Here is a 25,427-nt window from a genome sequence, read left to right on the forward strand (position 1 = left end):
TTAAAAAATGCCCGAATCACGACATGGCGCGGATATCGGGCTAACAGTGGATGATCCGCAGCGGTCGAGGCACTGAGCGGTGCGGATTAAAACGAGGGTTAAAGCTGGCATGCCAATAGCTTGCGTTATCAGCATCCAGGTTCAGCTTATAGCGTCATCATGACAGCCAGATGTTTTTAATGGGCATCCGGCGCCGTAATATCGGTACTGATCCGCAGATCGTTTTCATCGAAGACCATACAGAAGCGGTCGTCAAAGGCGACGTCGATTTTCTGCCACGGGCGGAAGTGCACATCGCCAGGCAGCAGAATTTTAACGTTGTCATGCCCGTAGCACTGGCCGAACAGGTAGGTGTTGTTCCCCAGGCGTTCAACCACTTCACATTGAAACTCCACGACCGTACCGCTGCGCACATCGGTCGACAGATGTTCAGGGCGAATCCCCAGCGTCACCGCATCACCGGGTTGTAGCGGCGAAGTTGTGATATTCAGCGTCAGACTGTGTTGCTGCGCCATCTGCACGGTGAGCTGCCCCGGTTGCCAGGCGCTGACCGTGGCGGGCAGGAAGTTCATTTTCGGCGAGCCGATAAAACCGGCGACGAACCGGTTGACCGGGTTGTAGTACAGCGCCATCGGCGACCCCATCTGCTCGACTTTCCCGTAGTTCATCACCACGATTTTGTCGGCCAGGGTCATCGCTTCCACCTGATCGTGGGTGACATACACCATGGTGGTTTTCAGCTCATGATGCAGTTTGGCGATGTGCAGACGCATCTCGACGCGCAGCTCCGCATCGAGGTTTGAGAGCGGCTCATCAAACATAAACACCCGCGGGTTACGGACGATGGCGCGGCCGATAGCCACGCGCTGACGCTGGCCGCCGGAGAGCTGTTTCGGTTTGCGGTCCAGCAGATGGGTCAACTGCAGCGTTTTGGCCACCATTTCGACCTGACGACGAATTTCGTCCTTTGGCACTTTATTGACTTTCAGGCCATAGCCCATATTTTCCGCCACCGTCATGTGCGGATAGAGCGCATAGGACTGGAAAACCATAGCCACGCCGCGGTGGGCGGGCACCACATCATTCATCACCTCATCGCCGATCAGCACCTCGCCATCGCTGACCTCCTCAAGCCCGGCAATCATCCGCAGCAGAGTCGATTTCCCACAGCCGGATGGCCCGACAAAGACCGCAAATTCACCGTCTTCGATATCAAGATTGACCTGGTGCAGCGTCACGGTCGTACCAAACCGTTTGGTGACATTCCTCAGTCGTATATTGGACATCAACATTCCCCGGGGTTAGTAAGCGTTATTTGCCGTTGGGATTAGGGTTGCAGCGGTTTTTTGTACTACGTGTAACAACCTGGCTGAACAATGCTCAACAGCACTGAAATCATGGGATGACTATAACTTCCAGTATTTTTGAGCCCTACATCGATGTTTCATTTCTGCAATCACGATCACACAACTGGTAGCTTCATGTAGTTTTATACGCCTTCAAAGCGTAGCGTATAACAAATAAGGAAAATCTGTATTTAGCGTTGTAAGTCGCCATTTATCAGTTGATTCACATTCAGTGATAAATGAAGTCATCAAATGAAAACCAATAAATTGTTATACCTTCACATGAGGTTGATAATGAAAAAGAACATCCTTGCTGCACTTATCCTCACGACTCTGGCTGCCGGGCAGCTTGTCAGCCTGCAGGCTCACGCCGCCGGCCAGCTGAACGTCTGGGAAGACATCAAAAAATCCGCCGGGATTAAAGCCGCGATCGGCGATTTTGAAAAACAGTATGACGTTAAGGTCAACGTGCAGGAGATGCCCTATGCCCAGCAGCTGGAAAAGCTGCGCCTTGATGGCCCGGCCGGTATTGGCCCGGATGTGCTGGTTATCCCCAATGATCAGCTCGGAGGGGCGGTAGTGCAGGGGCTGCTGTCGCCGCTGACGCTGGATCAGGCGAAGCAGGAGGTATTCACCCCGGCGTCAATCAATGCCTTCCGGATGGATAACGTGCTGTATGGCGTGCCGAAAGCGGTGGAAACCCTGGTGCTGATTTACAACAAAGACCTGATCGACAAACCGCTGGATAGCCTGCAGGCGTGGTTCGACTATTCGAAAGCGCAGCGGGCGCAGAACAAATATGGCCTGCTGGCGAAGTTCGATCAGATCTATTACAGCTGGGGGGCGATTGGCCCGATGGGCGGCTATATCTTCGGCAAAAACGAGAAGGGCGGTTTTAACCCGCAGGACGTCGGTTTGAATAAGCCCGGTGCGGTCGAAGCCGTCACCTTCCTGAAAAAATTCTATAGCGACAAGGTCTTCCCGGCGGGGATCCTCGGTGATAACGGGCTGAACGCCATCGATTCGCTATTCACGGAGAAAAAAGCGGCGGCGGTGATCAACGGTCCATGGGCGTTCCAGCCGTACGAAGCGGCGGGGATTAACTACGGCGTTGCGCCGCTGCCGACGCTGCCAGACGGCAAACCGATGAGCTCGTTCCTTGGCGTAAAAGGTTACGTGGTGTCGACCTGGAGTAAAGACAAAGCGCTGGCGCAGCAGTTTATTGCGTTTATCAACCAGCCGCAGTACGTGAAGGCGCGCTATGTGGCAACCGGTGAGATCCCGGCACTGAAAGCAATGATTGACGATCCGCTTATCAAAAATGACGAAAAAGCCAGCGCGGTGGCGGTGCAGTCCGCTCGCGCCACGGCGATGCCGGGGATCCCGGAAATGGGCGAAGTGTGGGGGCCGGCGAACGCGGCGCTGGAGCTCAGCCTGACCGGCAAACAGCCGCCGCAGGCGGCGCTCGATAATGCTGAGAAACAGATCAAGATGCAGATTGAGGCCATGCAGGCCAGCAACCAGTAATCGCGATGTCCGTCATTGTAAGGTGACAGGCGCGTTGGCCGCTGACCTGTTACCCGGATTATCAGGGCATAGATGTAAAGAAACGGGAGGAGGACCTCCCGTTTTCAGAAGGAGTGGTGTGTGATTATCAATCCCAGCGAAAATATTGCCGAGTCGCGCGGCGCAGGCCGCCATGCGTGGTGCGGCCTGCTGCTGGCTGTCGTGCCGGGTTTTGGCCAGTTTTATCATCGCCAGTGGCTGAAGGGGCTTGTCTTCCTGGTTCTGCTGAGCAGTTTCATGGGGGTTTTTTATGACTTCCTGCAGGAAGGGCTGTGGGGGCTCTACACCCTGGGTGAGGAAGTCCCGCGGGATAACTCTATTTTCCTGTTGGCGGAAGGGATCATCAGCGTTTTGATCGTCGCTTTCGGCCTGCTCATTTACTCTCTTTCGCTGCGCGACGCCTGGGTTAACGGCAAAAAGCGCGATGAAGGCATGGCGCTGAACAGCGTGCGCAAACAGTATCAGATGCTGTTAAACCAGGGGTTTCCCTATCTGATGATCAGCCCCGGCTTTATTCTGCTGGTGTTCGTCGTCATCTTCCCGATTCTCTTTGGCTTTGCCATCGCGTTTACTAACTACAACCTCTACCACACGCCGCCGGCGAAGCTGGTGGACTGGGTGGGTTTTAAAAACTTTATTAATATTTTCACGCTCTCTATCTGGCGCACGACCTTCTTTGACGTGCTGCAGTGGACGGTGGTGTGGACGCTGCTGGCGACGACCCTGCAATGCACCGTCGGCGTGCTGCTGGCCATCCTGGTGAACCAGAAAGATCTGCGTTTTAAACCGATGATTCGCACCATTTTTATCCTGCCGTGGGCGGTTCCGGGTTTTGTCACTATCCTGGTGTTTGCGGGGATGTTCAACGACTCGTTTGGGGTGATCAACAACGCGATTCTGTCGTTCTTCGGCATTGGCCCGAAGGCGTGGCTGACCGATCCGTTCTGGACGAAAACCGCGCTGATTATGATGCAGACCTGGCTGGGCTTTCCGTTTGTCTTCGCCATGACCACCGGCGTGCTGCAGGCGATTCCTGACGATCTTTATGAAGCCGCGACCATGGACGGCGCCAGCGCGTTTACCCGCCTGCGGACCATTACATTGCCGCTGGTGCTGTACTCGATCGCGCCGATCATTATCACCCAGTACACCTTCAACTTTAACAACTTCAACATCATTTACCTGTTCAACAACGGCGGGCCAGCGGTCGCCGGTTCGAACGCCGGCGGGACGGATATTCTGGTGTCGTGGATCTACAAACTGACGATGTCGTCTTCGCAATATGCCATTGCGGCGACCATTACTATCCTGCTGTCGATCTTTGTCGTCGGCCTGGCACTGTGGCAGTTCCGCGCCACCAAATCTTTCAAAAACGACGACATGGCGTAAGGGAAGCAACATGGCTAAATCACCCAGTATTAAACGCGAAAAGTGGATTCGCCTGTCACTCACCTGGCTGATTGTTATCCTGGTCTCGGTAGTGATTATCTATCCGCTGGTCTGGACCGTCGGCGCGTCGCTGAATGCCGGAAACAGCCTGCTCAGCACCTCGATTATTCCGGAGAACCTGTCATTCCAGCACTATGCCGACCTGTTCAACGGCAATGTGAACTACCTGACCTGGTACTGGAACTCGATGAAAATCAGCTTCATGACCATGGCGCTGACCATAATCAGCGTCAGTTTTACCGCCTACGCTTTTTCCCGCTTTCGTTTCAAAGGACGGCAGAACGGACTGATGTTGTTCCTGCTGCTGCAGATGATCCCGCAGTTTTCTGCGCTGATTGCGATCTTCGTGCTCTCGCAACTGCTGGGGTTGATCAACAGCCATCTGGCGCTGGTGCTGATCTACGTTGGCGGCATGATCCCGATGAATACCTGGCTGATGAAAGGCTATCTCGACGCGATCCCAAAAGATCTGGATGAGTCGGCAAGAATGGACGGTGCCAGCAGCTTCCGCATTTTCTTCGAGATAATCATGCCGCTGTCAAAGCCGATTCTCGCGGTGGTGGCGCTGTTTTCATTCACCGGTCCGCTGGGCGATTTTATTTTGTCGAGCACCATTCTGCGCACGCCGGACAAATACACGCTGCCGATCGGCCTGTACAACCTGGTCGCGCAAAAAATGGGCGCCAGCTATACCACCTACGCAGCGGGAGCGGTGCTGATTGCCGTACCGGTCGCGATTCTCTACCTGGCATTACAAAAATACTTTGTTTCCGGCCTGACCTCTGGCAGTACAAAAGGATAACCCCATGAAAAGATTAACACCCGCCTTGCTTGCTGTTTGTCTGGCATGCAGTTTTTCCCCTGCTGTTCTGGCCGCCGAGGCGCTGCAAATGCGCGCATTCCGCGCGTTGCCTGCAGATTTTATTAAAGGCGCAGATATCTCCACGCTGCTGGATGCGGAAAAGCACGGGGCAAAGTTTTATAACCACAATAACCAACGGCAGGATCCGCTCGCTATTTTGCGGGCCGACGGCGTGAACTATGTTCGTCTGCGCCTGTGGGTCGACCCGAAAGATGCGCAGGGGCAGGGCTACGGCGGTGGTGATAACGATCTGGCGGCGACGCTGGCGCTGGCGAAACGGGCAAAAGCGCAGGGTATGAAGCTGCTGCTGGATTTCCACTACAGCGATTTCTGGACCGATCCGGGTAAACAATTCAAGCCGAAAGCCTGGGAAAACATGGATTATCCGCAGCTGAAAACGACTATCCACGACTATACCCGTGACACCATCGCCCGCTTTAAGCAGGAAGGCGTTCTGCCGGATATGGTGCAGATTGGCAATGAGATAAATGGCGGCATGCTGTGGCCGGAAGGCAAAAGCTGGGGGCAGGGCGGCGGCGAATTTGACCGTGTGGCTGGCCTGCTGAATGCGGCCATTGACGGCCTGAAAGAGAATCTGCGCAATGGCGAGCAGGTGAAAATCATGCTTCATCTGGCGGAAGGCACTAAGAACGATACCTTCCGCTGGTGGTTTGATGAAATCAGTAAGCGCAACGTGCCGTACGACATCATTGGCCTGTCGATGTACACCTACTGGAACGGCCCGATTAGCGCGCTGAAAGCGAATATGGATGATATCAGCAAGCGCTATAACAAAGAGGTGATCGTCGTGGAGGCCGCCTATGCCTATACCCTGGAAAATTGCGACAACGCGGAAAACAGTTTCCAGGCCAAAGAAGAAAAAGAGGGCGGTTATCCGGCCACGGTACAGGGGCAATATAATTATATTCACGATTTAATGCAGGCCGTTGCCGATGTTCCTGACCAGCGCGGGAAAGGTATTTTTTATTGGGAACCGACCTGGATCGCCGTGCCGGGAAATACCTGGGCCACGCCAGCGGGTATGAAATATATCCACGATGAATGGAAGCAGGGTAATGCCCGGGAAAATCAGGCGTTGTTTGATTGCCAGGGGAAAGTATTACCTTCAGCGAAAGTTTTTAATTAATCGTTAAGTTTTATACTTCAGGATGTTTATTATGAATAAATTTGCGCCTTTGAGTCCGAAGGTCAATGCATTATTGCATGGCGCTGACTATAACCCGGAGCAGTGGGAGAATTATCCCGGTATTATCGATCAGGATATTGCCATGATGCAGCAGGCTAAATGCAACGTCATGTCGGTGGGGATTTTCAGCTGGGCCAAACTTGAACCTCAGGAAGGCGTATTTGAATTTGGCTGGCTGGACAGCATTCTGGATAAGCTATATGCCGCCGGCATTCACGTATTTCTGGCTACGCCAAGCGGCGCGCGCCCGGCCTGGATGTCGCAGGCCTATCCGCAGGTGTTACGGGTGGGGCGCGACCGGGTACCGGCGCTGCACGGTGGACGGCATAACCACTGTATGACGTCACCGGTGTACCGTGAGAAGGTATTTAAAATCAACAGCCTGCTGGCGGAACGCTACGCGCAGCATCCGGCGGTGCTCGGCTGGCATATTTCCAATGAATATGGCGGAGATTGCCATTGTGAACGCTGTCAGGCGCGCTTTCGCGACTGGCTGAAAGCGCGCTATCAAACGCTGGAAAACCTTAATCACGCCTGGTGGAGCGCCTTCTGGAGCCACACCTACAGCGACTGGTCGCAGATTGAATCGCCGGCACCGCAGGGCGAAGTGTCCATTCACGGGCTGAACCTCGACTGGCGCCGCTTTAATACGGCGCAGGTCACGGACTTCTGCCGCCATGAGATTGCCCCGCTGAAGGCAGCGAATGCCGACCTGCCGGTGACCACCAACTTCATGGAGTATTTCTACGATTACGACTACTGGCAGCTGGCGCCGGCGCTGGACTTTATCTCCTGGGACAGCTACCCGATGTGGCATCGCGACAAAGATGAAACCGCGCTGGCCTGCTATACCGCGATGTACCATGACATGATGCGCAGCCTGAAGGGCGGCAAGCCGTTCGTGCTGATGGAATCAACGCCGAGCGCCACCAACTGGCAGCCGACCAGTAAATTGAAAAAGCCGGGGATGCATATTCTCTCCTCGATGCAGGCGGTCGCCCACGGCGCGGATTCGGTTCAGTACTTTCAGTGGCGTAAGAGCCGTGGCTCGGTGGAGAAATTCCACGGCGCGGTCATTGACCACGTCGGGCACCTGGATACCCGCGTCGGCCGCGAAGTCAGCCGGCTGGGAGAGATGCTCAGCCGCCTGCCGGGCGTGGTTGGCTGTCGCACCGACGCCAAAGTGGCGATTATTTTTGACCAGCAAAACCGCTGGGCGCTGGATGATGCGCAGGGCCCGCGTAATCTCGGGATGGAGTATGAAAATACCGTTAATGAACACTACCGGCCATTCTGGGAGCAGGGCATTGCGGTCGATATCATCGATGCCGATGGCGATCTGAGCGCCTACCAGCTGGTCATTGCCCCGATGCTGTATATGGTTCGCGACGGCTTTGCCGCGCGCGCCGAAGCGTTTGTCGCCAGCGGGGGACATCTGGTGACCACCTACTGGACGGGAATCGTCAATGAGTCCGACCTTTGCCATTCTGGCGGCTTCCCGGGACCGCTGCGCAACCTGCTGGGGATTTGGGCGGAGGAGATTGATTGCCTGAATGACGGCGAGCGCAATTTGGTACAGGGGCTGGCAGGCAATGAAGGCGGATTACAGGGGCCGTATCAGGTGCGCCATCTGTGCGAGCTGATTCATGCCGAAAGCGCCCTGCCGCTGGCCACCTATCGTGATGATTTCTATGCCGGTCGCCCGGCGGTTACCGTCAATCATTTCGGCAAGGGGAAGGCCTGGCATGTCGCCTCACGCAACGACCTGGCTTTCCAGCGCGATTTCTTCGCGGTCATCAGCCGGGAGCTGGCCTTACCGCGGGCGCTCGACAGCGAGCTTCCGCCGGGCGTGGTCGCGACGGCACGTACCGATGGCGAAACGACCTATGTTTTCTTGCAAAACTACAGCGCGCAGCAGCACAGCGTCAGCCTGCCGCAGGGCTATCAGGACAGTTTATCCGGCGAGGACATGAGCGCGCCGTTAACTTTAACGGCGTGGAACTGTCGTATTCTTAGTCGTAAAGCGTAATCACCGCGTTATCCGAGCCTGCTCCTGCGAGCAGGCTTTTTTTTACCTTGATATTATCAGGAGTGCATGATGGTCAGTTTAAAATCCTTTTTGCATTATTTCGCCCAGCCTTGCCAACCGGTGTCGTTAAGTGATGTTGAAAAGCAACAGCTACAGGATTTAATTCAGGCATTTGGTGGGGAAGGGAATATTGTTAATGTCGACGCCTGTATTACGCGTTTACGGGTCACGGTGAATAATCTGGCGATCGTTGATTCGCAGGCGCTACAGCAGCAAGGGGCGCTGGGTGTAATTATTCTCGGGCAACAGGTGCACGCTATTTTCGGCAAGCAGTCTGATGCTCTGCGTAAACTATTAGATGAGCACTTTACCAGCCATAAATAATAAATAAAAAGGGATAACTCAATATTGAGTTATCCCGAAAATAAGACAAAGAAAACAATGGCAATAATCATTACCGGAGGGTAATTACGACCTTACAGCTGGAGATAACACAGGTTCAGATAACCAGATTCCTCTTACCACCAGGCTTCGACCTGGACACCGAAGTTCCACGTATTGCTGGCGGTTTTATCGTCAAACGGTTTGCCGTTCTCTGAATCATTGAGATAGGAGGCGAAAATACGTAATTCCGGGCGTGACATAAAGTCCGGGCCATCGGCCAGACCCAGCGCAATGGTGTATTTCTCGCCGGCTTGTTTGTAGTCGGTATTGTTTTTATAGCTGTCTTTCTGGTAGAAACCGCCGACCTCGCCAATCAAACGGACATACTCGGTGAACTGATACTGTCCGCGTGCGACCAGAGAGAGTAAGCGCGTTTTGTTGGTGTAGTCGGTGATGTCGTCGGCGGAGCCCCAGGTCAACACATGGTTAATCGAGAATTTGTCGGTGATCGGAATCAGACCGGTGTTGATCACGCGATAGCCGGTGGCATCGTTGACATAGTTCCACATGTCGTACCAACCGCCGCCCTGGGAGACCATGTTCTGCGCCAGCCCTTTATTCGCATACTGCAGAACCAGCTTGTTGTAACCGCCCAGCATATCCTGGCTGATTTCACCGGTCAGCATCACGCCGTTTTCGGCATCGTACAGCCCGCCGTAGCTGTCCTGTTTTTTGGTGGTGTTAGGCATCGCGTAGTCGATACCAAATTCGGTCCAGGCGCCGGACCACGGTTTCCAGCCCGCATAGCGCAGATCGACATAGTTGATATTGACGTTGCTGTCGCCATCGACGCGGTAATCAACGTCGTTCGCGTCACCGCGGAGCCAGGCAAGTGAAACGGCGCCAGGGCCTAAGCTGTAGTTTTCGACCCCGGCGCCGGAACCGGAGATGTTCCAGTATTTGGTATCGATGATGTGCAGATCGTGGCGCTGGTAGTAGCGCTTACCGCCCCAAATGACCGCATTCGGATCGCCGGGGATCAGCCCTTTTATCTGCAGGTTCAGCTGACGCAGGCCAAACTGCGCATCGTCATTGCGGGTGGTTTCGTTATCGTTAGAACCGTCAGAGACCATGCTGACCATGCTATCGAGATAGAAGCTGACGTCGTCCTTCTTGTACACCTCGGAACCCAGCTCCAGTTCGCCATAGGTATCGGATTCGTTACCCAGGCGACCAATTTTGTTTTTTTGCCATTCGGCCAGGCTGCCATCCCCGGAGACCCCAACTCCGGCACGCATATAACCATGAAAATCGATTCCAGGAACAGAGGCGGAAGCCGCAAGCACGGATGGTGAAATCAGCGCGGCGGCCAACGCAACAGAGACTGTGCGCAGCGTAGTGTTCATGTCTATCCTCTTATTGTTTTGTATTACGTTCACATTAACGGTGTAATGAAATGCCTAAACGTAACGACAGGCAATTTAATGATTGCGATAGTGTGATTAAGTGCAAATAAAATGACGTAATTTGTTACGGTAAGTGAGTCCATTCACAATTTGATGTATTGTGAGCGTAATACTTTTATTGTCTTTTTTAGCAGGGGGGCGTTGCGGGGCGCGTTTTTTCAAATAGCCCCTGTTACAATCCAGGGATAACAACATAAGGAACCGGACCATGAAGTCGAAAAGCGCAACCTTAGAAGATGTCGCGCGTCACGCAGGCGTCTCCTATCAGACCGTGTCCAGGGTGCTCAATAAATCTGCCAATGTATCCGAGGCCACGCGTCGTAAGGTGGAGAAATCCATCGAGCTATTGCGGTATGTCCCTAACCGCCTGGCGCAGCAGCTGGTGGGCAAGCAAAGCCGGACCGTCGGTCTGGTGACGATTTCACTGTCGTTGCACGCGCCTTCTCAGGTTGCTGCAGCGGTAAAACGCTATGCGAACGTGGAAGGTTATCAGGTATTAATCTCGATGATTGATGAGAGCGTCAATCAAAGTATTCAGGAATCCATCAATGAGCTGAAGTCTCAGCTGGTTGATAAGGTCATTATCAACGTGCCTCTGGAGACCGAACAGGCCCAGAAAATCGCGGCTGACAACGATGATATCGTTTGTCTCTTTCTCGATGTCGATCCCTACAGCTCCGTGTTTAACGTTTCGTTTAATCCGGCTGACGGCACCCGCGCGAGCGTCAAATATCTGTATGAAATGGGCCATCGGGAGATTGCGCTGCTGGCCGGGCCGGAAAGCTCGGTCTCGGCGACATTACGCCTGAAGAGCTGGATGGAGACGCTGGCAGGGTACGGGCTGCTGCCGGTGACGGTGATTCGCGGTAACTGGGATGCGCAGAGCGGCTATGCGGGCGCGCTGCAGATGTTGCGTGAGACGCCGAAATTTACGGCGGTGCTGGTGGGGAATGACCAGATGGCGCTGGGGGTACTGAGCGCGTTTCATCAGCATCAGGTGCCGATTCCCGGCGAAAAATCGGTGATTGGCTACGATGATACCTATGAAAGCTCGTTCTTCTACCCGGCGCTGACGACCGTCTCGCTGGATCTCGATTTGCAGGGCAAAGAGGCGGTACGCCGCATTCTTGATAGCGGCGATGGCGAAACGTCGCATACCTCCTCAATCCTGCCTGCCCGGCTGGTCGTGCGTCACTCTACCGGGCCAAGAACGGAGCAGGGGAAAAATCTACAGGCGATCGCAGAACAGCTGCGTGCGCTTGCCTATCAACTGAATCCTTAATCTCTGACGGGCGGTTTGCGCCGCTCGATTTTTCATCCCTTCGCTTCTCATGGTTGATCTTTGTCTTTTTGCGGCGTAACCTTATTGTTATGTTATAACATATCTATAGAGGTTATCATGAAAGACAATATCCATCCCCATTACCGTACCGTTGTGTTCCATGACACCAGCGTGAATGAATATTTTAAAGTGGGATCGACAATCAAGACCGAGCGCGTGATTGAACTGGACGGGGAGACCTATCCCTATGTCACCCTCGATGTGTCGTCCAAATCGCACCCGTACTACACCGGTAAGCAAAAAGCCCTCAACAGCGAAGGCAGCACTGCACGTTTCCGCCAGCGCTTCGGCGGCTTTATTGATGCTAAAAGGAACTAATAATGCAGGTACTTAACTCATTGCGCAGTGCGAAACAGCGCCACCCGGACTGTCAGATTGTGAAACGCAAAGGGCGGCTGTACGTTATCTGCAAAAGCAATCCTCGCTTTAAAGCCGTGCAGGGACGCAAGAAGAGACGCTAGTCAGCCGACGTGCGCAAGCTCTCCAGCGTGGCGCGCTGCTGACCATCGGGGCTAAAGTTCTCGCTGTCCAGCCATCGTTGCATCGCTTTATCAATCAGCGGCCACTCGCTGTCGATTATCGAAAACCAGTCGGTATCGCGGTTGTGGCCCTTTATCACTAACGCCTGACGAAAACGCCCCTCAAAGCGAAACCCCAATCGTTGCGCCGCCCGGCGCGAAGGTTCGTTCAGGCTATTACATTTCCACTCATAGCGGCGATAGCCGAGGGTATCGAAAACATAGCGCATCAGTAGCCACTGGGCTTCCGTCGCCATTGCGGTCCGGCTGAGCAGCGGTGAGAAGTGCACGTGCCCGACTTCAATCACGCCGTTTTGGGCATCGATACGCATTAGCGCCAGGGAGCCGACGGGCTGCCGGGTCCGTTCATCCACGACGGCGAAATGGAGCGGGTCGCTGAGTTTTTCCACGCTGGCTATCCAGGCGCTGAACGTCTCAACGCAGCTGTCCGGCTCGCGCAATAACCACGTCCAGCTCCGGGTGTCCGGAGCCCGTTGATGCGCGGCAAAGAGCGCGCTGGCGTGAGCGGGCGTCAGCGGCTCGAGGCGGCAGTAGCGTCCCTGCAGAATCTGACGCTGCGGAAATGGACGCGGCTGCCAGTCGGGCAGGGCCTGGCCAACGGGTTGTCCGAACGAATTATGGTGATGCATAGGGGCTCCTTGTCTGCGGAAATCTGCGGGAATAACGTGAGACTAAAGTTTTACTGGTTCCATAAAAAGAGCCACAGAGGTATGTTTTTATGGTGCCACGAGGAGCCGCGATGAATATTCCTGATGATGCCTTCTTCACACTACTGGAACACACCTTGTCCCGGCGAGGTCATGACACTCTCCAGCGCACGCTGTATCGCGCGCTGCGCGAGGCGATTTTGCAGGAGGCGCTGGCAGGCGGTAGCCGGCTGCCGGGGGCGCGGGTTATCGCGACGCGGCTCAATCTGTCGCGTAATACGATTAACGGGGTGCTGGAGCAGTTGACCATGGAAGGCTACCTGCAGCGCAGCCGTCAGGGGACCTATGTGGCGACGCTGACCGCCGAGCGAGAGGGGCTACCGCTTACCATTGCGCTGCCGGAGCGGCTGCTCGCGCTACCTCCCGGCACCCGTCGCGATTCGCCGACGCTGGTATTTACTCCCGGCACGCCGGCGATTAACTATTTTCCTCTGCCGATCTGGCGGCGGCTGCTCGACAAGGTGCTGCGCGAAGAGGGGGGCGCGCTGCTGGGTTACGGAGAGGCGGCCGGGGAACTCGCGCTGCGGCAGGCGATTGTCCGCCATCTGGCGTTATCTCGCGGGATCCGCTGCGATGCCCGGCAAATCGTGATTACCGAAGGCGCGCTCGAAGGGGTGAACCTCTGTAGCCATTTGCTGAGCGTGGCGGGTGATACTGCATGGGTTGAGGAGCCGGGATATCCCGGCGCGAAGAGCGTATTTCTGAAAGCCGGGTTACGGATAAAAGGGATGCCGGTAGACAGCGAAGGGATGCGTCCGGAGATGGACGAGAACCCGCCGCCGCGGCTGATTTTTACCTCACCGTCGCATCAGTATCCCTGTGGCGCGGTGATGAGCGCAGGCAGGCGTCTGGCGCTGCTGGAATATGCCCGCCAGCATGATGCATGGATCGTTGAGGATGATTACGATAGCGAGTTTCGCTATAGCGGTGAACCGGTTCCGGCCATGTCAGGGATGATGAAACAGGCGCCGGTGGTTTATATCGGCACCTTCAGCAAGACGTTGTTTCCGGCGCTGCGCATTGGTTTCGTGGTGATGCCTCCCGCCCTGGCGCAAGCCGCTCAGGGATTCGTGGGATCGCTGCTGCGCGGCGGTCACCGGGTTGAACAGCGAGCGCTGGCGTTGTTTATCGAAGAGGGGCATTACGCGCGTCATCTGGCGGCGATGCGCCGCTTGTATCGCCGGCGACAGCTGCAGCTTCGCGAGGTGCTGGCGGCGGAGCTGACGCAACCTTTTACTCTTCTCGGTGGTGAGGGGGGACTGCACCTGACGGTGGCTATTGACGGGATAGACGATGGGGCGGTGGTTGAGCAGGCGCGGCAGTATCAACAGGCACCGGCGGCATTAAGCCGGTTCTACCTTGATACACAACGGGCGCGAAGCGGGCTGGTGCTGGGGTATGGCAATACGTCCGCCTCGCATTTTGGCCCTGCGGTGCGGACGTTGAATCGTCTTATCGAGCGGTATCGACGCGGGTGAGGCTAAAGATATCGTAGAACGAGAGTTGACCTTTCGTCGCCACCATTTTTTGGAGCCGGGTTTTCTGCTCGCCGGCTACGCGAGGCGACTGCATAATGCGTTCGATCAGCTGCTGAGGGACGTATCGCGTGTTGTACCACTCCCCGTTGTAGCAAACGCGAAAATCCAGGACATCGATATCTTCGTAGCGGTAGCGCGGGTAAACGTCAAAAAAGAAGAAACCGTTGAACAGGGCGAACAGCACCACCAGTAGCCAAACCGAATCGGCCAGCGTTTCCGATGTCACCATGACCACGAACGTCGCCAGGAATGCGGCGTACATTGCAACGAACAGCCACGGATGATTGCGAATAAAACTGATACTAAAGCGCGGACGGTTGTCGCGCTTCTCTTTCACATTGAGCTCATCAATCGTGTTGGTCAGCAGCTGCTGTATTTCTGTCATCTTGGTCCCCGAATTCTGCTAAGGCTCAGCCTGAAGGCTATTTTATGTTGCAGGAATCTCTCAGGAAAGTAACAGATCAGTTGCGGAAAAGCATAACAGTTACGCTTTTTGCGCTGTCAGCATCTTGATGATTTGCGCCGGGTTGCCGCCAACCACGGCATTGGCCGGAACATCTTTCACGACCACGGCGCCGGAGGCAATGACTGCATTATCGCCGATGGTTATTCCGGGGTTAATGACCGCCCGGCCGCCAATCCACACATTATGGCCGATAGTAACGGGTTTGCCGTATTCTTTACCGCTGTTGCGTTCGGCGGCATCTAATGGATGCGTGGCGGTATAGATATGTACGCCGGGCGCCAGCATGCAATTATCACCAATATGAATCGGGCAGACATCAAGCATTACGCAATCAAAGTTTGCGTAGAAACTGGCGCCGAGGAAAATATTGTAACCATAATCACAGCGGAAAGTGGGTTCAATATAAGCATCGCTCGCCTGGCCAAACAGTTCAGTCAGGCATATTTTCCGCCATTCGCGCTCGTCCGGCGCCGAATGGTTGTAGCGATGCAGCAATTGTCTGGCGCGCAGGCGGTCTGCCCGAAGCGTGGCATCACCTGCCCGATACAGTTCACCGGCGATCATTTTACGTTTCTCTTCACTCATGCTGCTTTCCTGATTAAGGTGGACAGGCGTTACAGTATAAAAAAGAAACCGGTTTCATGAGCGCGTTTTGCTGACTTATGCGAGTAATCTCACAATAATATCCAGTGCAGGGGAGGGCCCGGTTAATCATCTGACTGACAGCTGAAATGAATTAGCGAATGAACTTCCACACCGATGTCGGGATTTTGTCGTAGAGCTTATTCATGGTCAATTCAGCAAGACGATGATCGGCCGCTGAGTAAAATACAGCCAGTTCGTTATCTGAAAGTTCATATTTGTTTTTTTCAATTACGCGTTCCAGTGTATCAATTGTCTGACAGCGACGTAAGCGCATCAAATAGTCTGTTTTGGTTAATGGTTCACCAGACATAACTTCACCTTTTGATTGTAATAATACTAGCAAGAAAGACTTGCCGGATTTTCCCGACTGGCGTTGACAAAGCATCGGAATAACCGATTTCCCGATTTGCGCCATTTCTGTAAATCGGCCGTGTTAATGCCATAACTACTGAACAACATAAAAGTGTCATCCAGGTATTCGTCCAGCTGAGCGATCAGTTTATTATCCTCAGCGTACTTAATTTTATAATTAAGCGCGAACGTGGCTATGTGTTCGATCAATTCATTAAGTTGAAGATTGATAGCCGACGTCGGGTCATTCACCCACCCGTGGTTACTCTCTTCCAGGTTTGCAAGGCAGTCATGATACAGGGTTTCGCAAAGAAATCGAAGCTGCGCGATATCATGTCTTTTTGGCGAGTATTCGTCCATAACGCATCCCCTTTTGAGTGGTTTAAACGACGACTAACAAGCACCGTTGTGGGATGAACACGACTAACAGACCTGACACATACATTGTAATCCTGTTGTTTTAACTATAATCCACTCTCAAAAAGATTTCACCGTGCTATTACGAAAAATTACAATTATCACCGTTAATTTATCTTAAAAATATCTGAACTTATTATTCTACGGCATTCAATGTGATGCTTCTACAAAGCAATGCTTATGGATCATTGATTTAGCTGACTCTTTTCTTTGAAACCAGATCTTAAACCCGGATAATACTGAGGTTAAGAATATTCTTAGTTCAGATGAGGGTAAAACGGCAAAAGAATAATCTGATAAAAACAAAGTTAAGCTTATCACCAGAAATTGTATATCAGGATGTAAAGTAAACCGTTGCAATGCGTGCGCTTCAATATACGCTATCCGCAAAATTTCCTCAACGAATCCCGCAGTAAACGGGGGCGAAAGCGAAAAAAAGGGCCGCTTGCGCGGCCCTCTATGGAGAGATTAATGATGCTCAGTCGGATGGCTGTGCTCAATGTCTTCCGATTTCTTGCTGAAGCGGCGGCGAACCACCACGAAGAAGACCGGAACAAAGAAGATAGCCAGAACCGTTGCCGTCACCATCCCGCCCATTACGCCGGTACCTACGGCGTTCTGCGCGCCGGAACCTGCGCCAGAGCTAATGACCAGCGGCATGACCCCGAGGATAAACGCCAGCGAGGTCATCAGGATTGGACGCAGACGCATACGTACCGCCTCCAGGGTCGCTTCAACCAGACCCTTGCCTTCTTTATCCATCAGGTCTTTGGCGAATTCGACGATAAGTATCGCGTTCTTCGCCGACAGGCCAATGGTGGTCAGCAGACCTACCTGGAAGTAAACGTCGTTTGTCAGACCACGGAACGTTGCCGCCAGCAGTGCGCCAATAACCCCCAGCGGGACAACCAGCATCACGGAGAACGGTATCGACCAGCTTTCATACAGCGCCGCCAGACACAGGAATACCACGATCAGCGAGATGGCATACAGCGCCGGCGCCTGGTTGCCGGACAGACGTTCCTGATAGGACATACCGGTCCAGTCATAGCCAATACCCGAAGGCAGCTTTTTGGCCAGCTCTTCCATCATCGTCATCGCTTCACCGGTACTTCTGCCCGGAGCCGCCTGACCAAGGATTTCCATCGACGGCAGACCGTTATAGCGTTCCAGACGCGGTGAACCATATTCCCAGTGTGAGGTGGAGAAGGCTGAGAACGGCACCATCTGTCCATTGCTACCGCGAACATACCAGTTGCCAATATCTTCCGGCAGCATACGGTATTTCGCTTCGGACATGACGTAGACTTTCTTCACGCGACCGCGGTCGATGAAGTCATTGACGTAGCTACCGCCCCAGGCCGCGCCCAGCGTGGTATTAATGTCACTGATAGAAACGCCCAACGCCTGTGCTTTTTCCTGGTCGATATCCACCTTGAACTGCGGTGTATCTTCCAGGCCGTTCGGACGAACGCCGACCAGCAGGTCAGGGTGTTGCGCCACTTCACCAAACAGCTGGTTACGTGCCTGGGTCAGTTTTTCATGGCCCAGACCAGCCTGGTCGATCAGCTGGAAGTCAAAGCCGGTAGCGGTACCCAGTTCGACGATAGCCGGCAGGTTAAAGGCGAAGACCATTGCATCTTTAATCTGCGAGAAACGGGCCATCGCACGACCGGTAATCGCTTCCACCTTGTTCTCACTGCCCGGACGTGCGCTCCAGTCTTTCAGAGAAACGAACGCAATACCGGTGTTCTGGCCACGACCCGCGAAGCCAAAGCCGTTAACGGCAAATACCGATTCAACGTTGGCTTTCTCTTTGGTGAGATAGTAGTCCGTCATCTCGTCGAGCACTTTCTGCGTACGTTCCTGCGTAGCACCGGCAGGAAGCTGCGCCATGCTCAGGAATACGCCCTGGTCTTCATCCGGCAGGAACGAACTCGGCAGACGGACGAACAGCCAGGCCATTCCGACGACGATGATCAGATACAGCACCAGGTAACGACCGGTACTGCGCAGAATGTTACCTACGCTATCGGTGTAATGGTGCGTGCTCTTATCGAACATGCGGTTAAACCAGCCGAAGAAGCCTTTATGCTCGCCATGACCGCCTTTAGCGATGGGTTTCAGCATTGTGGCGCACAGCGCCGGGGTCAGGATTAATGCAACCAGCACCGACAGCGCCATCGCCGAAACGATAGTGATGGAGAACTGGCGGTAAATCGCACCGGTTGAACCGCCGAAGAAGGCCATCGGGATAAATACCGCAGAAAGCACCATCGCGATACCGACCAGCGCGCCCTGAATCTGGCCCATGGATTTGCGGGTTGCTTCCTTCGGCGGCAGGCCTTCTTCCGCCATGACACGCTCGACGTTTTCCACCACCACGATGGCGTCATCGACGAGCAGGCCTATCGCCAGCACCATACCAAACATGGTCAGGGTGTTTATCGAGAAGCCAAAAATAGCAAGGATGGCGAAGGTACCCAATAAGACCACCGGCACCGCGATGGTGGGAATCAACGTGGCGCGGAAGTTCTGCAGGAACAGATACATCACCAGGAAGACCAGGATTATCGCTTCCACCAGCGTTTTAACCACTTCATGAATCGAGATCTTCACGAACGGCGTGGTGTCATACGGGTAAACAATCTTCAGGCCCGACGGGAAGAAGGGTTCCATTTTCTTCAGTTCAGCGCGAATGGCCGCTGCCGTATCCAGCGCATTCGCGCCGGTCGCCAGTTTGATACCCAGACCGGAGGCCGGCTGGTTGTTATACTTAGCGATGATGTCGTAGTTTTCGCCACCGAGCTCAACTTTCGCCACATCGCGCAGACGAACCTGAGAACCATCCTGGTTCACTTTCAGCAGGATGTTACTAAATTCGTCCACAGATTTCAGACGCGTTTGCGCAATGATCGAGGCGTTCAGCTGCTGGCCTTTCACCGGCGGCGTACCGCCTAACTGACCGGCTGCAACCTGGGCGTTCTGCGCTTTAATCGCGTTGATCACATCCACCGGCGTCAGCTGGAAGTTGTTCAGTTTGTTCGGATCCATCCAGATACGCATCGCGTACTGGGAACCAAACAGCTGAACGTCGCCCACGCCGGACGTACGGCTGATAGCATCTTTCATGTTGGCGCCAACGTAGTCGGAAATATCCTCCTGCGTCATGGTGCCGTTGGTGTTGATAACGCCGACAACCATCAGGAAGCTGCTGGAGGATTTCTCCACGCTCACGCCCTGTTGCTGTACTTCCTGCGGCAGCAGCGGCATGGCGAGCTGCAGTTTGTTCTGCACCTGCACCTGCGCGATATCCGCGTTAGTACCAGACTGGAAGGTCAGGGTTATCTGTACCGTACCGGTTGAGTCACTGTTGGAGGACATGTACATCAGGTTATCGATACCGTTCATGTTCTGTTCGATAACCTGGGTCACGGTATCCTGCACCGTTTTCGCATCAGCACCAGGGTAGGTCGCGGTAATCGAGACCGCCGGCGGCGCAATCGTGGGATATTGCGCGACAGGCAGCTTCAGGATCGCAAGTCCCCCGGCAAGCATGATGATTATGGCGATCACCCATGCGAATATGGGGCGATCGATAAAGAAATTAGGCATGTCTTAACGGCTCCTGTTTAAGTTAAGACTTGGTTTGTTCTGACTGAGCGTTGCTGGCAACTTGCTGTTGATCGTCAGAGGCTACTTCCTGCGCTTTAACCTGCACGCCTGGTTTAACTTTTTGCAGTCCGGTGACAATCACGCGATCGCCGGATTTCACTCCGCTGGTGACCAGCCATTTATCGCCAATCGCCTGCGTGGCAGTGACCTGACGAACCTCGACCTTGTCGCCTTCACCGACAACCATCACGCTGGCGTCACCACGCGGCGTGCGGGTTACGCCTTGCTGTGGAACCAGCAGAGCATCCGGGTTGGTCCCTTCCTGCAGACGCGCGCGGACGAACATCCCTGGTAACAGGGTGTGATCCGGGTTCGGGAAGATGGCGCGTAAAGTGATAGAACCAGTGGTCTGGTCAACGGTGACGTCAGAAAACTCCAGCGTGCCGCCCTGCGGATACTTCATCCCGTCGTTGGTCACCAGTTCGACTTTGGCTTTGCCGTTTTCTTGTTTCAGCGTGCCGTTTGCCAGCTCTTGTTTCAGACGCAGGAAATCGTTGCTCGACTGGGTCACATCAACATAGATAGGGTCCAGCTGCTGAACGGTTGCCAGCGCAGTGGCCTGACCGTTTTGCACCAGCGCCCCTTCGGTCACGGCGGATTTACCAATCCGGCCGCTGATAGGCGAGGTCACTTTGGTGTAGGCCAGGTTAATACGCGCAGTTTCCAAAGCGGCTTTCGCGGCAACAACGGCAGCATTGCTCTGCTGTGAGTTGGCGACGGCAGTATCGTAATCCTGTTGACTGATGTATTTGGTGCCGAGCAGTTTCTGATAACGTTTAACCGTCAGCTGCGCGATATTGGCCGCTGCCTGCGCTTTGGCTAAGTCGCCTTTCGCGCTTTCATAGCTGGCCTGGTAAGTCGCCGGATCAATCTGATAAAGGGACACGCCGGCCTGGATGTCGCCACCTTCCGTAAAGTTACGTTTCAGAATAATGCCACTTACCTGAGGACGGACTTCTGCAATACGGTAGGCGCTGGTACGGCCCGGTAGCTCAGTGGTGATTTGCAGAGGTGCGGATTTGAGCGTCACAATACCGACTTCCGGCATATGCTGAGCCCCTTGCTGAGCCGGTTTGTCGTCACATCCTGTTAGCGCTAAGCTGCCTGAGAGCATCAGAACGACCGCCAGAGGCGTTAACCCTCTGTTTTTGTTCATATGTAAACCTCGAGTGTCCAATTTCAAATTGTGCAGTGGCTCAAACGACCACAAACCCACTACTGTGTTTCTGTTATGGTCATGCTATGGTACATACATTCACAAATGTATGTAAACGCAACCTCTGTAAACTCATCGACCTATGGCACGAAAAACCAAACAACAGGCACTTGAAACCCGGCAACACATTCTGGATGTTGCTCTGCGTCTGTTTTCGCAGCAAGGCGTATCATCTACCTCGTTGGCAGCAATTGCAAAAGCTGCCGGGGTGACGAGGGGGGCTATCTACTGGCATTTCAAGAATAAATCAGATTTATTTAATGAAATATGGGTGTTGTCGGACGCAAGTATTAGCGATCTTGAAGTTGAGTATCGGGCAAAATTCCCCAACGATCCACTGTCAGTTGTCAGGGGGATCTTAGTTCACGTTCTTGAAGCCACTGTGACAGAAGAGCGGCGGCGGCTAATGATGGAAATTATCTTCCATAAGTGTGAATTTGTCGGTGAAATGGAAGTGGTTCAGGAGGCGCAGCGTAGCTTATGTCTTGAGAGCTACGAACGTATCGAACACACGTTAAAGGAGTGTATTGCGGCCAATATGCTGCCGGCTAATTTGTTAACCCGCCGGGCGGCGATTTTAATGCGCAGCTATCTCTCCGGTCTGATGGAAAACTGGCTCTTTGCGCCGGATTCATTCGATCTTGAAAAAGAAGCGCGCGACTACGTGGCCATTCTTCTCGAAATGTATCAGTTTTGCCCTACGCTCCGGGCTTCTCCGGAGGTAAACAATTAGCGATGCCGGCAAAATAAAAAAGGTGCGTGTTTGCTGATAGCCGCCGCTATTCGTGCGATTGCAGAAGTGCTATTCTGCGGGCTGCGACGACCCCCGGTATTCTCCGGCTATTGCAACCACTCATGTTAACACTATGCTGCATACTATCCGTTGGCGAAATGCCACTTCCGCTTTTGTAATTGTACTGCTGTTATTTGTCGGCTGTCTTAGCGTTAATCAAGCTCAGGCTGCCGATGTCCCTGACCGATCTGATATTCAAAACCAACTTAATACGCTAAATAAGCAAAAGGAACTGACACCCCAGGACAAGCTGGTTCAGCAAGACCTGGTGCAGACGCTTGAAGCTCTCGATAAAATTGAGCGGATTAAGTCGGAAACCACTCAGCTGCGGCAACAGGTTGATCAGGCACCGGCGAAGATGCGTCAGGCGGTCGATAGCCTGAATGCGTTAAGCGAGGTGCCGGATGATGAGGCGACGCGGAAAACGCTCAGCACGCTCTCTTTGCGGCAGCTGGAATCTCGTCTCTCCCAGACGCTGGACGATCTGCAAAGCGCGCAGAACGATCTGGCGACCTACAACGGTCAGCTGGTTTCCCTGCAAACCCAGCCGGAGCGTGTGCAAAATGCGATGTATGCGGCTTCCCAGCAGCTACAGCAGATACGCAACCGTCTGAACGGCACCACCACCGGTGACGGAGCCCTGCGCCCAAGCCAGCAGGGATTACTGCTGGCGCAGCAGGCGCTGCTTAACGCGCAAATTGAGCAGCAGCGCAAGAGCCTCGAAGGTAACACCGTATTGCAGGATACGCTGCAAAAGCAACGGGACTACGTCAGCGCCAACAGTAATCGTCTCGAACATCAGTTGCAATTGCTGCAGGAAGCGGTTAACAGCAAGCGCCTGACGCTAACGGAAAAAACCGCTCAGGAAGCGGTCACGCCGGATGAGACGGCGCGTATCCAGTCCAACCCGCTGGTCCAACAAGAGCTGGATATTAACCATCAGCTGAGCCAGAAGCTTATCGCGGCGACTGAGAATGGCAATCAGCTGGTGCAGCGCAACATTAAAGTGAAAAACTGGCTCGATCGGGCGCTGCAATCTGAACGTGATATCAAAGAGCAGATTTCCGTCCTCAAAGGGAGCCTGTTACTGTCGCGCATCCTTTACCAGCAGCAGCAGACGCTGCCGTCGGCGGACGAGCTGGAAGATATGACCAACCGTATTGCCGATCTGCGTCTTGAACAGTTCGAGGTCAACCAGCAGCGCGATGCGCTGTTCCAGAGCGATGCGTTCGTCGCCAAACTGGAAGAAGGGCACAGCACTGAAGTGACCCCTGAAGTACATAATGCTCTGCTGGACGTCGTGGATATGCGCCGCGAACTGCTCGACCAGTTTAACAAGCAGCTCGGCAATCAGCTGATGATGGCGATTAACCTGCAGATCAACCAGCAGCAGTTAATGAGCGTTTCCAGCAACCTGAAAGCCATCCTGACCCAGCAGATTTTCTGGGTAAATAGCAACAAACCGATGGACTGGGAGTGGGTTAAATCCTTCCCGGAAGCGCTGAAAGGGCAGTTTAAGGCGATGAAAATCACCGTAAACTGGGAGAAAGCGTGGCCGGCGGTGTTTGTTGCCTTCCTTGCCGGTCTGCCGCTGCTGCTGATTGCTGGCCTGATCCGCTGGCGCCTGCAGTGGCTACGGAACTACCAGGCCCGGCTGGCCTCGCAGGTCGGCCAGTTGCGTAACGACACGCAGCTCCATACGCCTAAAGCGATTCTGATCGACCTGATCCGCGCTTTGCCTGTCGTGCTGCTGATCCTGGCGGTAGGGCTGATTCTGCTGACGATGCAGCTGAACATCAGCGGGCTACTGTGGGCATACAGTAAAAAACTGGCGCTGTTCTGGCTGGTGTTTGGCCTGTGCTGGAAGGTGCTGGAAAAAGACGGCGTCGCGGTAAGCCACTTTAATATGCCGCCGCACCTGACCAGCCACTGGCGCCGGCAAATTGTGCGCGTCAGTCTTGCGTTGCTGCCGCTGAATTTCTGGTCGGTGGTCTCCGAGCTGTCGCCGCTGAATCTGATGGATGACGTGCTGGGGCAGTTCGTTATCCTGCTCAATCTGCTGCTGATCGCGGTACTGGTGTGGCCGATGTGTCGCGACAGCTGGCGTGATAAAGAGTCGCACAGCCTGCGTCTTCTCACCGTCACCGTGCTCTCGATTGTGCCGGTCGCGCTGATGGTGCTGACGGCAACCGGCTACTTCTATACCACCCTGCGTCTTGCCGGTCGCTGGATTGAAACCGTCTACCTGGTGATGCTGTGGAATCTGCTGTACCAGACCGTGTTGCGCGGCCTGAGTGTTGCCGCGCGGCGTATCGCCTGGCGGCGCGCGCTGGCCCGTCGTCAGCATATGGTCAAAGAGGGGGCGGAAGGGGCTGAGCCGCAGGAAGAGCCGACGATTGCGCTGGAGCAGGTCAACCAGCAAACGTTGCGCATTACCATGCTGGTGATGGTCGCCTTGTTTGGCGTCGTATTCTGGGCGATTTGGTCCGATCTGATCACCGTGTTCGCCTACCTTGACAGCATCACATTGTGGCACTACAACGGCACCGAGGCGGGAGCCAGCGTGGTGCGCAGCGTGACGATGGGCAGCCTGCTGTTCGCGATCGTCGCGTCCATGGTCGCCTGGGCGTTGATCCGCAACTTACCGGGTCTGCTGGAAGTGCTGATCCTCTCGCGGCTCAACATGCGCCAGGGGACGTCCTACGCCATTACCTCGATCCTCAACTACGCGATTATCGCTATCGGTGCGATGACGGTCTTTGGCGCGCTGGGCGTTTCGTGGGACAAGCTGCAGTGGCTGGCGGCCGCGTTGTCGGTGGGTCTGGGCTTTGGTTTGCAGGAGATTTTCGGTAACTTTGTTTCTGGCCTGATTATCCTCTTCGAACGTCCGGTACGCATCGGCGATACGGTGACGATCGGCACCTTCTCCGGTACCGTCAGCAAGATCCGCATTCGCGCCACGACCATTACCGACTTTGACCGCAAAGAGGTGATCATCCCGAACAAAGCGTTTGTGACCGAACGGCTGATCAACTGGTCGCTGTCCGACACCGTAACCCGGGTGGTGATCCGCATCGGCGTGGCGTACGGCTCCGATCTGGATAAGGTCAAGGAAGTGTTGCTGCAGGCGGCGCACGAGCATCCGAAAGTGATGCCGGAGCCCGCGCCATCGGTCTTCTTCACCACCTTCGGCGCCAGCACGTTGGATCATGAGCTGCGTTTATATGTGCGCGAACTGCGCGATCGCAGCTATACCGTCGATGAACTGAACCGCGCGATCGACCGCCTGTGCCGTGAAAACGACATCAACATCGCCTTCAACCAGCTGGAAGTCCATCTGCGTAACGAAAAAGGGGATGAAGTGACGGAGCTTAAGCGTGAGGTCAAAGGGGACGATCCGTCTCCGGCTATCGGCTAAGACTCAGCAGG

22 protein-coding genes are annotated in these 25,427 nt (G+C 54.4%); 13 read left to right on the plus strand and 9 right to left on the minus strand.

Going from position 1 to position 25,427, the window contains the following annotated elements; genetic code table 11:
- Positions 1-176 precede the first annotated feature (176 nt).
- Positions 177-1,286 (minus strand): ABC transporter ATP-binding protein, encoded by a 1,110-nt coding sequence (locus FNY10_RS00980; protein WP_131047511.1) that lies wholly within the window; start codon positions 1,284-1,286, stop codon positions 177-179.
- Positions 1,287-1,640: 354 nt separating this feature from the next.
- Here FNY10_RS00980 and FNY10_RS00985 point away from each other — a divergent pair, with 354 nt between their 5' ends.
- From FNY10_RS00985 to FNY10_RS01010, 6 genes are all read left to right on the plus strand, one after another.
- On the plus strand, positions 1,641-2,873 hold the full coding sequence (locus tag FNY10_RS00985; protein WP_100683158.1) for a maltodextrin ABC transporter substrate-binding protein: 1,233 nt from the start codon (positions 1,641-1,643) through the stop codon (positions 2,871-2,873).
- 120 nt (positions 2,874-2,993) lie between these two features.
- Positions 2,994-4,301, plus strand: a complete 1,308-nt coding sequence (locus tag FNY10_RS00990) for a carbohydrate ABC transporter permease (RefSeq protein WP_131047513.1) — start codon at positions 2,994-2,996, stop codon at positions 4,299-4,301.
- Between the two features lie 10 nt (positions 4,302-4,311).
- A complete protein-coding gene (locus FNY10_RS00995; RefSeq protein WP_160702153.1) occupies positions 4,312-5,163 on the plus strand; it encodes a sugar ABC transporter permease in 852 nt (283 codons plus the stop codon).
- Positions 5,164-5,167: 4 nt separating this feature from the next.
- The gene (locus tag FNY10_RS01000; protein ID WP_160702151.1) at positions 5,168-6,370 is read left to right on the plus strand and encodes a glycoside hydrolase family 53 protein; all 1,203 of its coding nucleotides are present in this window, start codon (positions 5,168-5,170) and stop codon (positions 6,368-6,370) included.
- Between the two features lie 31 nt (positions 6,371-6,401).
- A complete protein-coding gene (locus FNY10_RS01005) occupies positions 6,402-8,459 on the plus strand; it encodes a beta-galactosidase (RefSeq protein WP_160702149.1) in 2,058 nt (685 codons plus the stop codon).
- Positions 8,460-8,528: 69 nt separating this feature from the next.
- Positions 8,529-8,843, plus strand: a complete 315-nt coding sequence (locus FNY10_RS01010) for a glucose PTS transporter subunit EIIB (protein WP_160702572.1) — start codon at positions 8,529-8,531, stop codon at positions 8,841-8,843.
- Between the two features lie 134 nt (positions 8,844-8,977).
- Here the strand turns inward: FNY10_RS01010 and FNY10_RS01015 are convergent, their stop codons facing one another.
- Positions 8,978-10,249 carry a maltoporin gene (locus FNY10_RS01015; protein ID WP_131047518.1) on the minus strand — a complete coding sequence of 424 codons (1,272 nt, stop codon included), beginning with the start codon at positions 10,247-10,249 and terminating at the stop codon, positions 8,978-8,980.
- A 268-nt stretch (positions 10,250-10,517) separates the two neighbouring features.
- Between FNY10_RS01015 and FNY10_RS01020 the strand changes: the two genes are divergently transcribed.
- The 3 genes from FNY10_RS01020 to ykgO all read left to right on the plus strand — a co-directional run bounded on the left by FNY10_RS01020 (position 10,518) and on the right by ykgO (position 12,112).
- Positions 10,518-11,591 carry a LacI family DNA-binding transcriptional regulator gene (locus FNY10_RS01020; RefSeq protein ID WP_100683165.1) on the plus strand — a complete coding sequence of 358 codons (1,074 nt, stop codon included), beginning with the start codon at positions 10,518-10,520 and terminating at the stop codon, positions 11,589-11,591.
- Positions 11,592-11,708: 117 nt separating this feature from the next.
- The gene (locus tag FNY10_RS01025; RefSeq protein WP_004858777.1) at positions 11,709-11,969 is read left to right on the plus strand and encodes a type B 50S ribosomal protein L31; all 261 of its coding nucleotides are present in this window, start codon (positions 11,709-11,711) and stop codon (positions 11,967-11,969) included.
- Between the two features lie 2 nt (positions 11,970-11,971).
- Positions 11,972-12,112 (plus strand): type B 50S ribosomal protein L36, encoded by a 141-nt coding sequence (gene ykgO, locus FNY10_RS01030; RefSeq protein WP_003859006.1) that lies wholly within the window; start codon positions 11,972-11,974, stop codon positions 12,110-12,112.
- Here the strand turns inward: ykgO and FNY10_RS01035 are convergent.
- Positions 12,109-12,819 (minus strand): GNAT family N-acetyltransferase, encoded by a 711-nt coding sequence (locus FNY10_RS01035; RefSeq protein ID WP_100683167.1) that lies wholly within the window; start codon positions 12,817-12,819, stop codon positions 12,109-12,111. The two genes, ykgO and FNY10_RS01035, sit on opposite strands and share 4 nt — an antisense overlap.
- A 110-nt stretch (positions 12,820-12,929) precedes the next feature.
- On the opposite strand from FNY10_RS01035, the gene FNY10_RS01040 reads away from it, so the two are divergent.
- On the plus strand, positions 12,930-14,375 hold the full coding sequence (locus FNY10_RS01040) for a PLP-dependent aminotransferase family protein (protein WP_160702148.1): 1,446 nt from the start codon (positions 12,930-12,932) through the stop codon (positions 14,373-14,375).
- Here the strand turns inward: FNY10_RS01040 and FNY10_RS01045 are convergent.
- A complete protein-coding gene (locus FNY10_RS01045) occupies positions 14,350-14,820 on the minus strand; it encodes a YlaC family protein (RefSeq protein WP_100683169.1) in 471 nt (156 codons plus the stop codon). The two genes, FNY10_RS01040 and FNY10_RS01045, sit on opposite strands and share 26 nt — an antisense overlap.
- On the opposite strand from FNY10_RS01045, the gene FNY10_RS26720 reads away from it, so the two are divergent.
- Entirely contained in the window at positions 14,814-14,948 is a 135-nt protein-coding gene (locus FNY10_RS26720; protein WP_224742582.1) for a hypothetical protein, read from the plus strand. The two genes, FNY10_RS01045 and FNY10_RS26720, sit on opposite strands and share 7 nt — an antisense overlap.
- Here FNY10_RS26720 and maa read toward each other — a convergent pair.
- The 5 genes from maa to acrA all read right to left on the minus strand — a co-directional run bounded on the left by maa (position 14,920) and on the right by acrA (position 21,145).
- Positions 14,920-15,486 carry a maltose O-acetyltransferase gene (gene maa / locus FNY10_RS01050; RefSeq protein WP_100683170.1) on the minus strand — a complete coding sequence of 189 codons (567 nt, stop codon included), beginning with the start codon at positions 15,484-15,486 and terminating at the stop codon, positions 14,920-14,922. The genes FNY10_RS26720 and maa overlap by 29 nt on opposite strands.
- 151 nt (positions 15,487-15,637) lie before the next feature.
- Positions 15,638-15,856 carry an HHA domain-containing protein gene (locus FNY10_RS01055; protein WP_004858783.1) on the minus strand — a complete coding sequence of 73 codons (219 nt, stop codon included), beginning with the start codon at positions 15,854-15,856 and terminating at the stop codon, positions 15,638-15,640.
- A gap of 26 nt (positions 15,857-15,882) precedes the next feature.
- Positions 15,883-16,257, minus strand: a complete 375-nt coding sequence (gene tomB, locus FNY10_RS01060) for an Hha toxicity modulator TomB (RefSeq protein ID WP_004858785.1) — start codon at positions 16,255-16,257, stop codon at positions 15,883-15,885.
- Positions 16,258-16,782: 525 nt separating this feature from the next.
- Positions 16,783-19,929 carry a multidrug efflux RND transporter permease subunit AcrB gene (gene acrB / locus FNY10_RS01065; protein WP_131047523.1) on the minus strand — a complete coding sequence of 1,049 codons (3,147 nt, stop codon included), beginning with the start codon at positions 19,927-19,929 and terminating at the stop codon, positions 16,783-16,785.
- 22 nt (positions 19,930-19,951) lie between these two features.
- Entirely contained in the window at positions 19,952-21,145 is a 1,194-nt protein-coding gene (acrA, locus tag FNY10_RS01070) for a multidrug efflux RND transporter periplasmic adaptor subunit AcrA (protein WP_160702146.1), read from the minus strand.
- A 142-nt stretch (positions 21,146-21,287) separates the two neighbouring features.
- Here acrA and acrR point away from each other — a divergent pair, with 142 nt between their 5' ends.
- Both acrR and mscK read left to right on the plus strand, forming a co-directional pair.
- On the plus strand, positions 21,288-21,938 hold the full coding sequence (gene acrR, locus FNY10_RS01075; protein ID WP_141965200.1) for a multidrug efflux transporter transcriptional repressor AcrR: 651 nt from the start codon (positions 21,288-21,290) through the stop codon (positions 21,936-21,938).
- A gap of 133 nt (positions 21,939-22,071) precedes the next feature.
- The gene (mscK, locus tag FNY10_RS01080; RefSeq protein ID WP_160702144.1) at positions 22,072-25,416 is read left to right on the plus strand and encodes a mechanosensitive channel MscK; all 3,345 of its coding nucleotides are present in this window, start codon (positions 22,072-22,074) and stop codon (positions 25,414-25,416) included.
- Positions 25,417-25,427: the final 11 nt, after the last annotated feature.

The organism is Klebsiella sp. Lac1 (genome assembly GCF_009825425.1).
GTDB classification, from domain to species: domain Bacteria; phylum Pseudomonadota; class Gammaproteobacteria; order Enterobacterales; family Enterobacteriaceae; genus Klebsiella; species Klebsiella electrica.

What these genes read in the sequence shown, in the direction of transcription:
- FNY10_RS01000 (WP_160702151.1), top strand. Translation starts at nt 5,168, where the DNA reads ATGAAAAGATTAACACCCGCCTTGCTTGCTGTTTGTCTGGCATGCAGT.
- FNY10_RS01035 (WP_100683167.1), bottom strand. Translation starts at nt 12,819, where the DNA reads ATGCATCACCATAATTCGTTCGGACAACCCGTTGGCCAGGCCCTGCCC.
- FNY10_RS01010 (WP_160702572.1), top strand. Translation starts at nt 8,529, where the DNA reads ATGGTCAGTTTAAAATCCTTTTTGCATTATTTCGCCCAGCCTTGCCAA.
- maa (WP_100683170.1), bottom strand. Translation starts at nt 15,486, where the DNA reads ATGAGTGAAGAGAAACGTAAAATGATCGCCGGTGAACTGTATCGGGCA.
- acrA (WP_160702146.1), bottom strand. Translation starts at nt 21,145, where the DNA reads ATGAACAAAAACAGAGGGTTAACGCCTCTGGCGGTCGTTCTGATGCTC.
- tomB (WP_004858785.1), bottom strand. Translation starts at nt 16,257, where the DNA reads ATGGACGAATACTCGCCAAAAAGACATGATATCGCGCAGCTTCGATTT.
- FNY10_RS01020 (WP_100683165.1), top strand. Translation starts at nt 10,518, where the DNA reads ATGAAGTCGAAAAGCGCAACCTTAGAAGATGTCGCGCGTCACGCAGGC.
- FNY10_RS01040 (WP_160702148.1), top strand. Translation starts at nt 12,930, where the DNA reads ATGAATATTCCTGATGATGCCTTCTTCACACTACTGGAACACACCTTG.
- ykgO (WP_003859006.1), top strand. Translation starts at nt 11,972, where the DNA reads ATGCAGGTACTTAACTCATTGCGCAGTGCGAAACAGCGCCACCCGGAC.
- FNY10_RS01045 (WP_100683169.1), bottom strand. Translation starts at nt 14,820, where the DNA reads ATGACAGAAATACAGCAGCTGCTGACCAACACGATTGATGAGCTCAAT.
- FNY10_RS00985 (WP_100683158.1), top strand. Translation starts at nt 1,641, where the DNA reads ATGAAAAAGAACATCCTTGCTGCACTTATCCTCACGACTCTGGCTGCC.
- FNY10_RS01005 (WP_160702149.1), top strand. Translation starts at nt 6,402, where the DNA reads ATGAATAAATTTGCGCCTTTGAGTCCGAAGGTCAATGCATTATTGCAT.
- acrB (WP_131047523.1), bottom strand. Translation starts at nt 19,929, where the DNA reads ATGCCTAATTTCTTTATCGATCGCCCCATATTCGCATGGGTGATCGCC.
- acrR (WP_141965200.1), top strand. Translation starts at nt 21,288, where the DNA reads ATGGCACGAAAAACCAAACAACAGGCACTTGAAACCCGGCAACACATT.
- FNY10_RS01025 (WP_004858777.1), top strand. Translation starts at nt 11,709, where the DNA reads ATGAAAGACAATATCCATCCCCATTACCGTACCGTTGTGTTCCATGAC.
- FNY10_RS01015 (WP_131047518.1), bottom strand. Translation starts at nt 10,249, where the DNA reads ATGAACACTACGCTGCGCACAGTCTCTGTTGCGTTGGCCGCCGCGCTG.
- FNY10_RS00995 (WP_160702153.1), top strand. Translation starts at nt 4,312, where the DNA reads ATGGCTAAATCACCCAGTATTAAACGCGAAAAGTGGATTCGCCTGTCA.
- mscK (WP_160702144.1), top strand. Translation starts at nt 22,072, where the DNA reads ATGCTGCATACTATCCGTTGGCGAAATGCCACTTCCGCTTTTGTAATT.
- FNY10_RS01055 (WP_004858783.1), bottom strand. Translation starts at nt 15,856, where the DNA reads ATGTCTGGTGAACCATTAACCAAAACAGACTATTTGATGCGCTTACGT.
- FNY10_RS00980 (WP_131047511.1), bottom strand. Translation starts at nt 1,286, where the DNA reads ATGTCCAATATACGACTGAGGAATGTCACCAAACGGTTTGGTACGACC.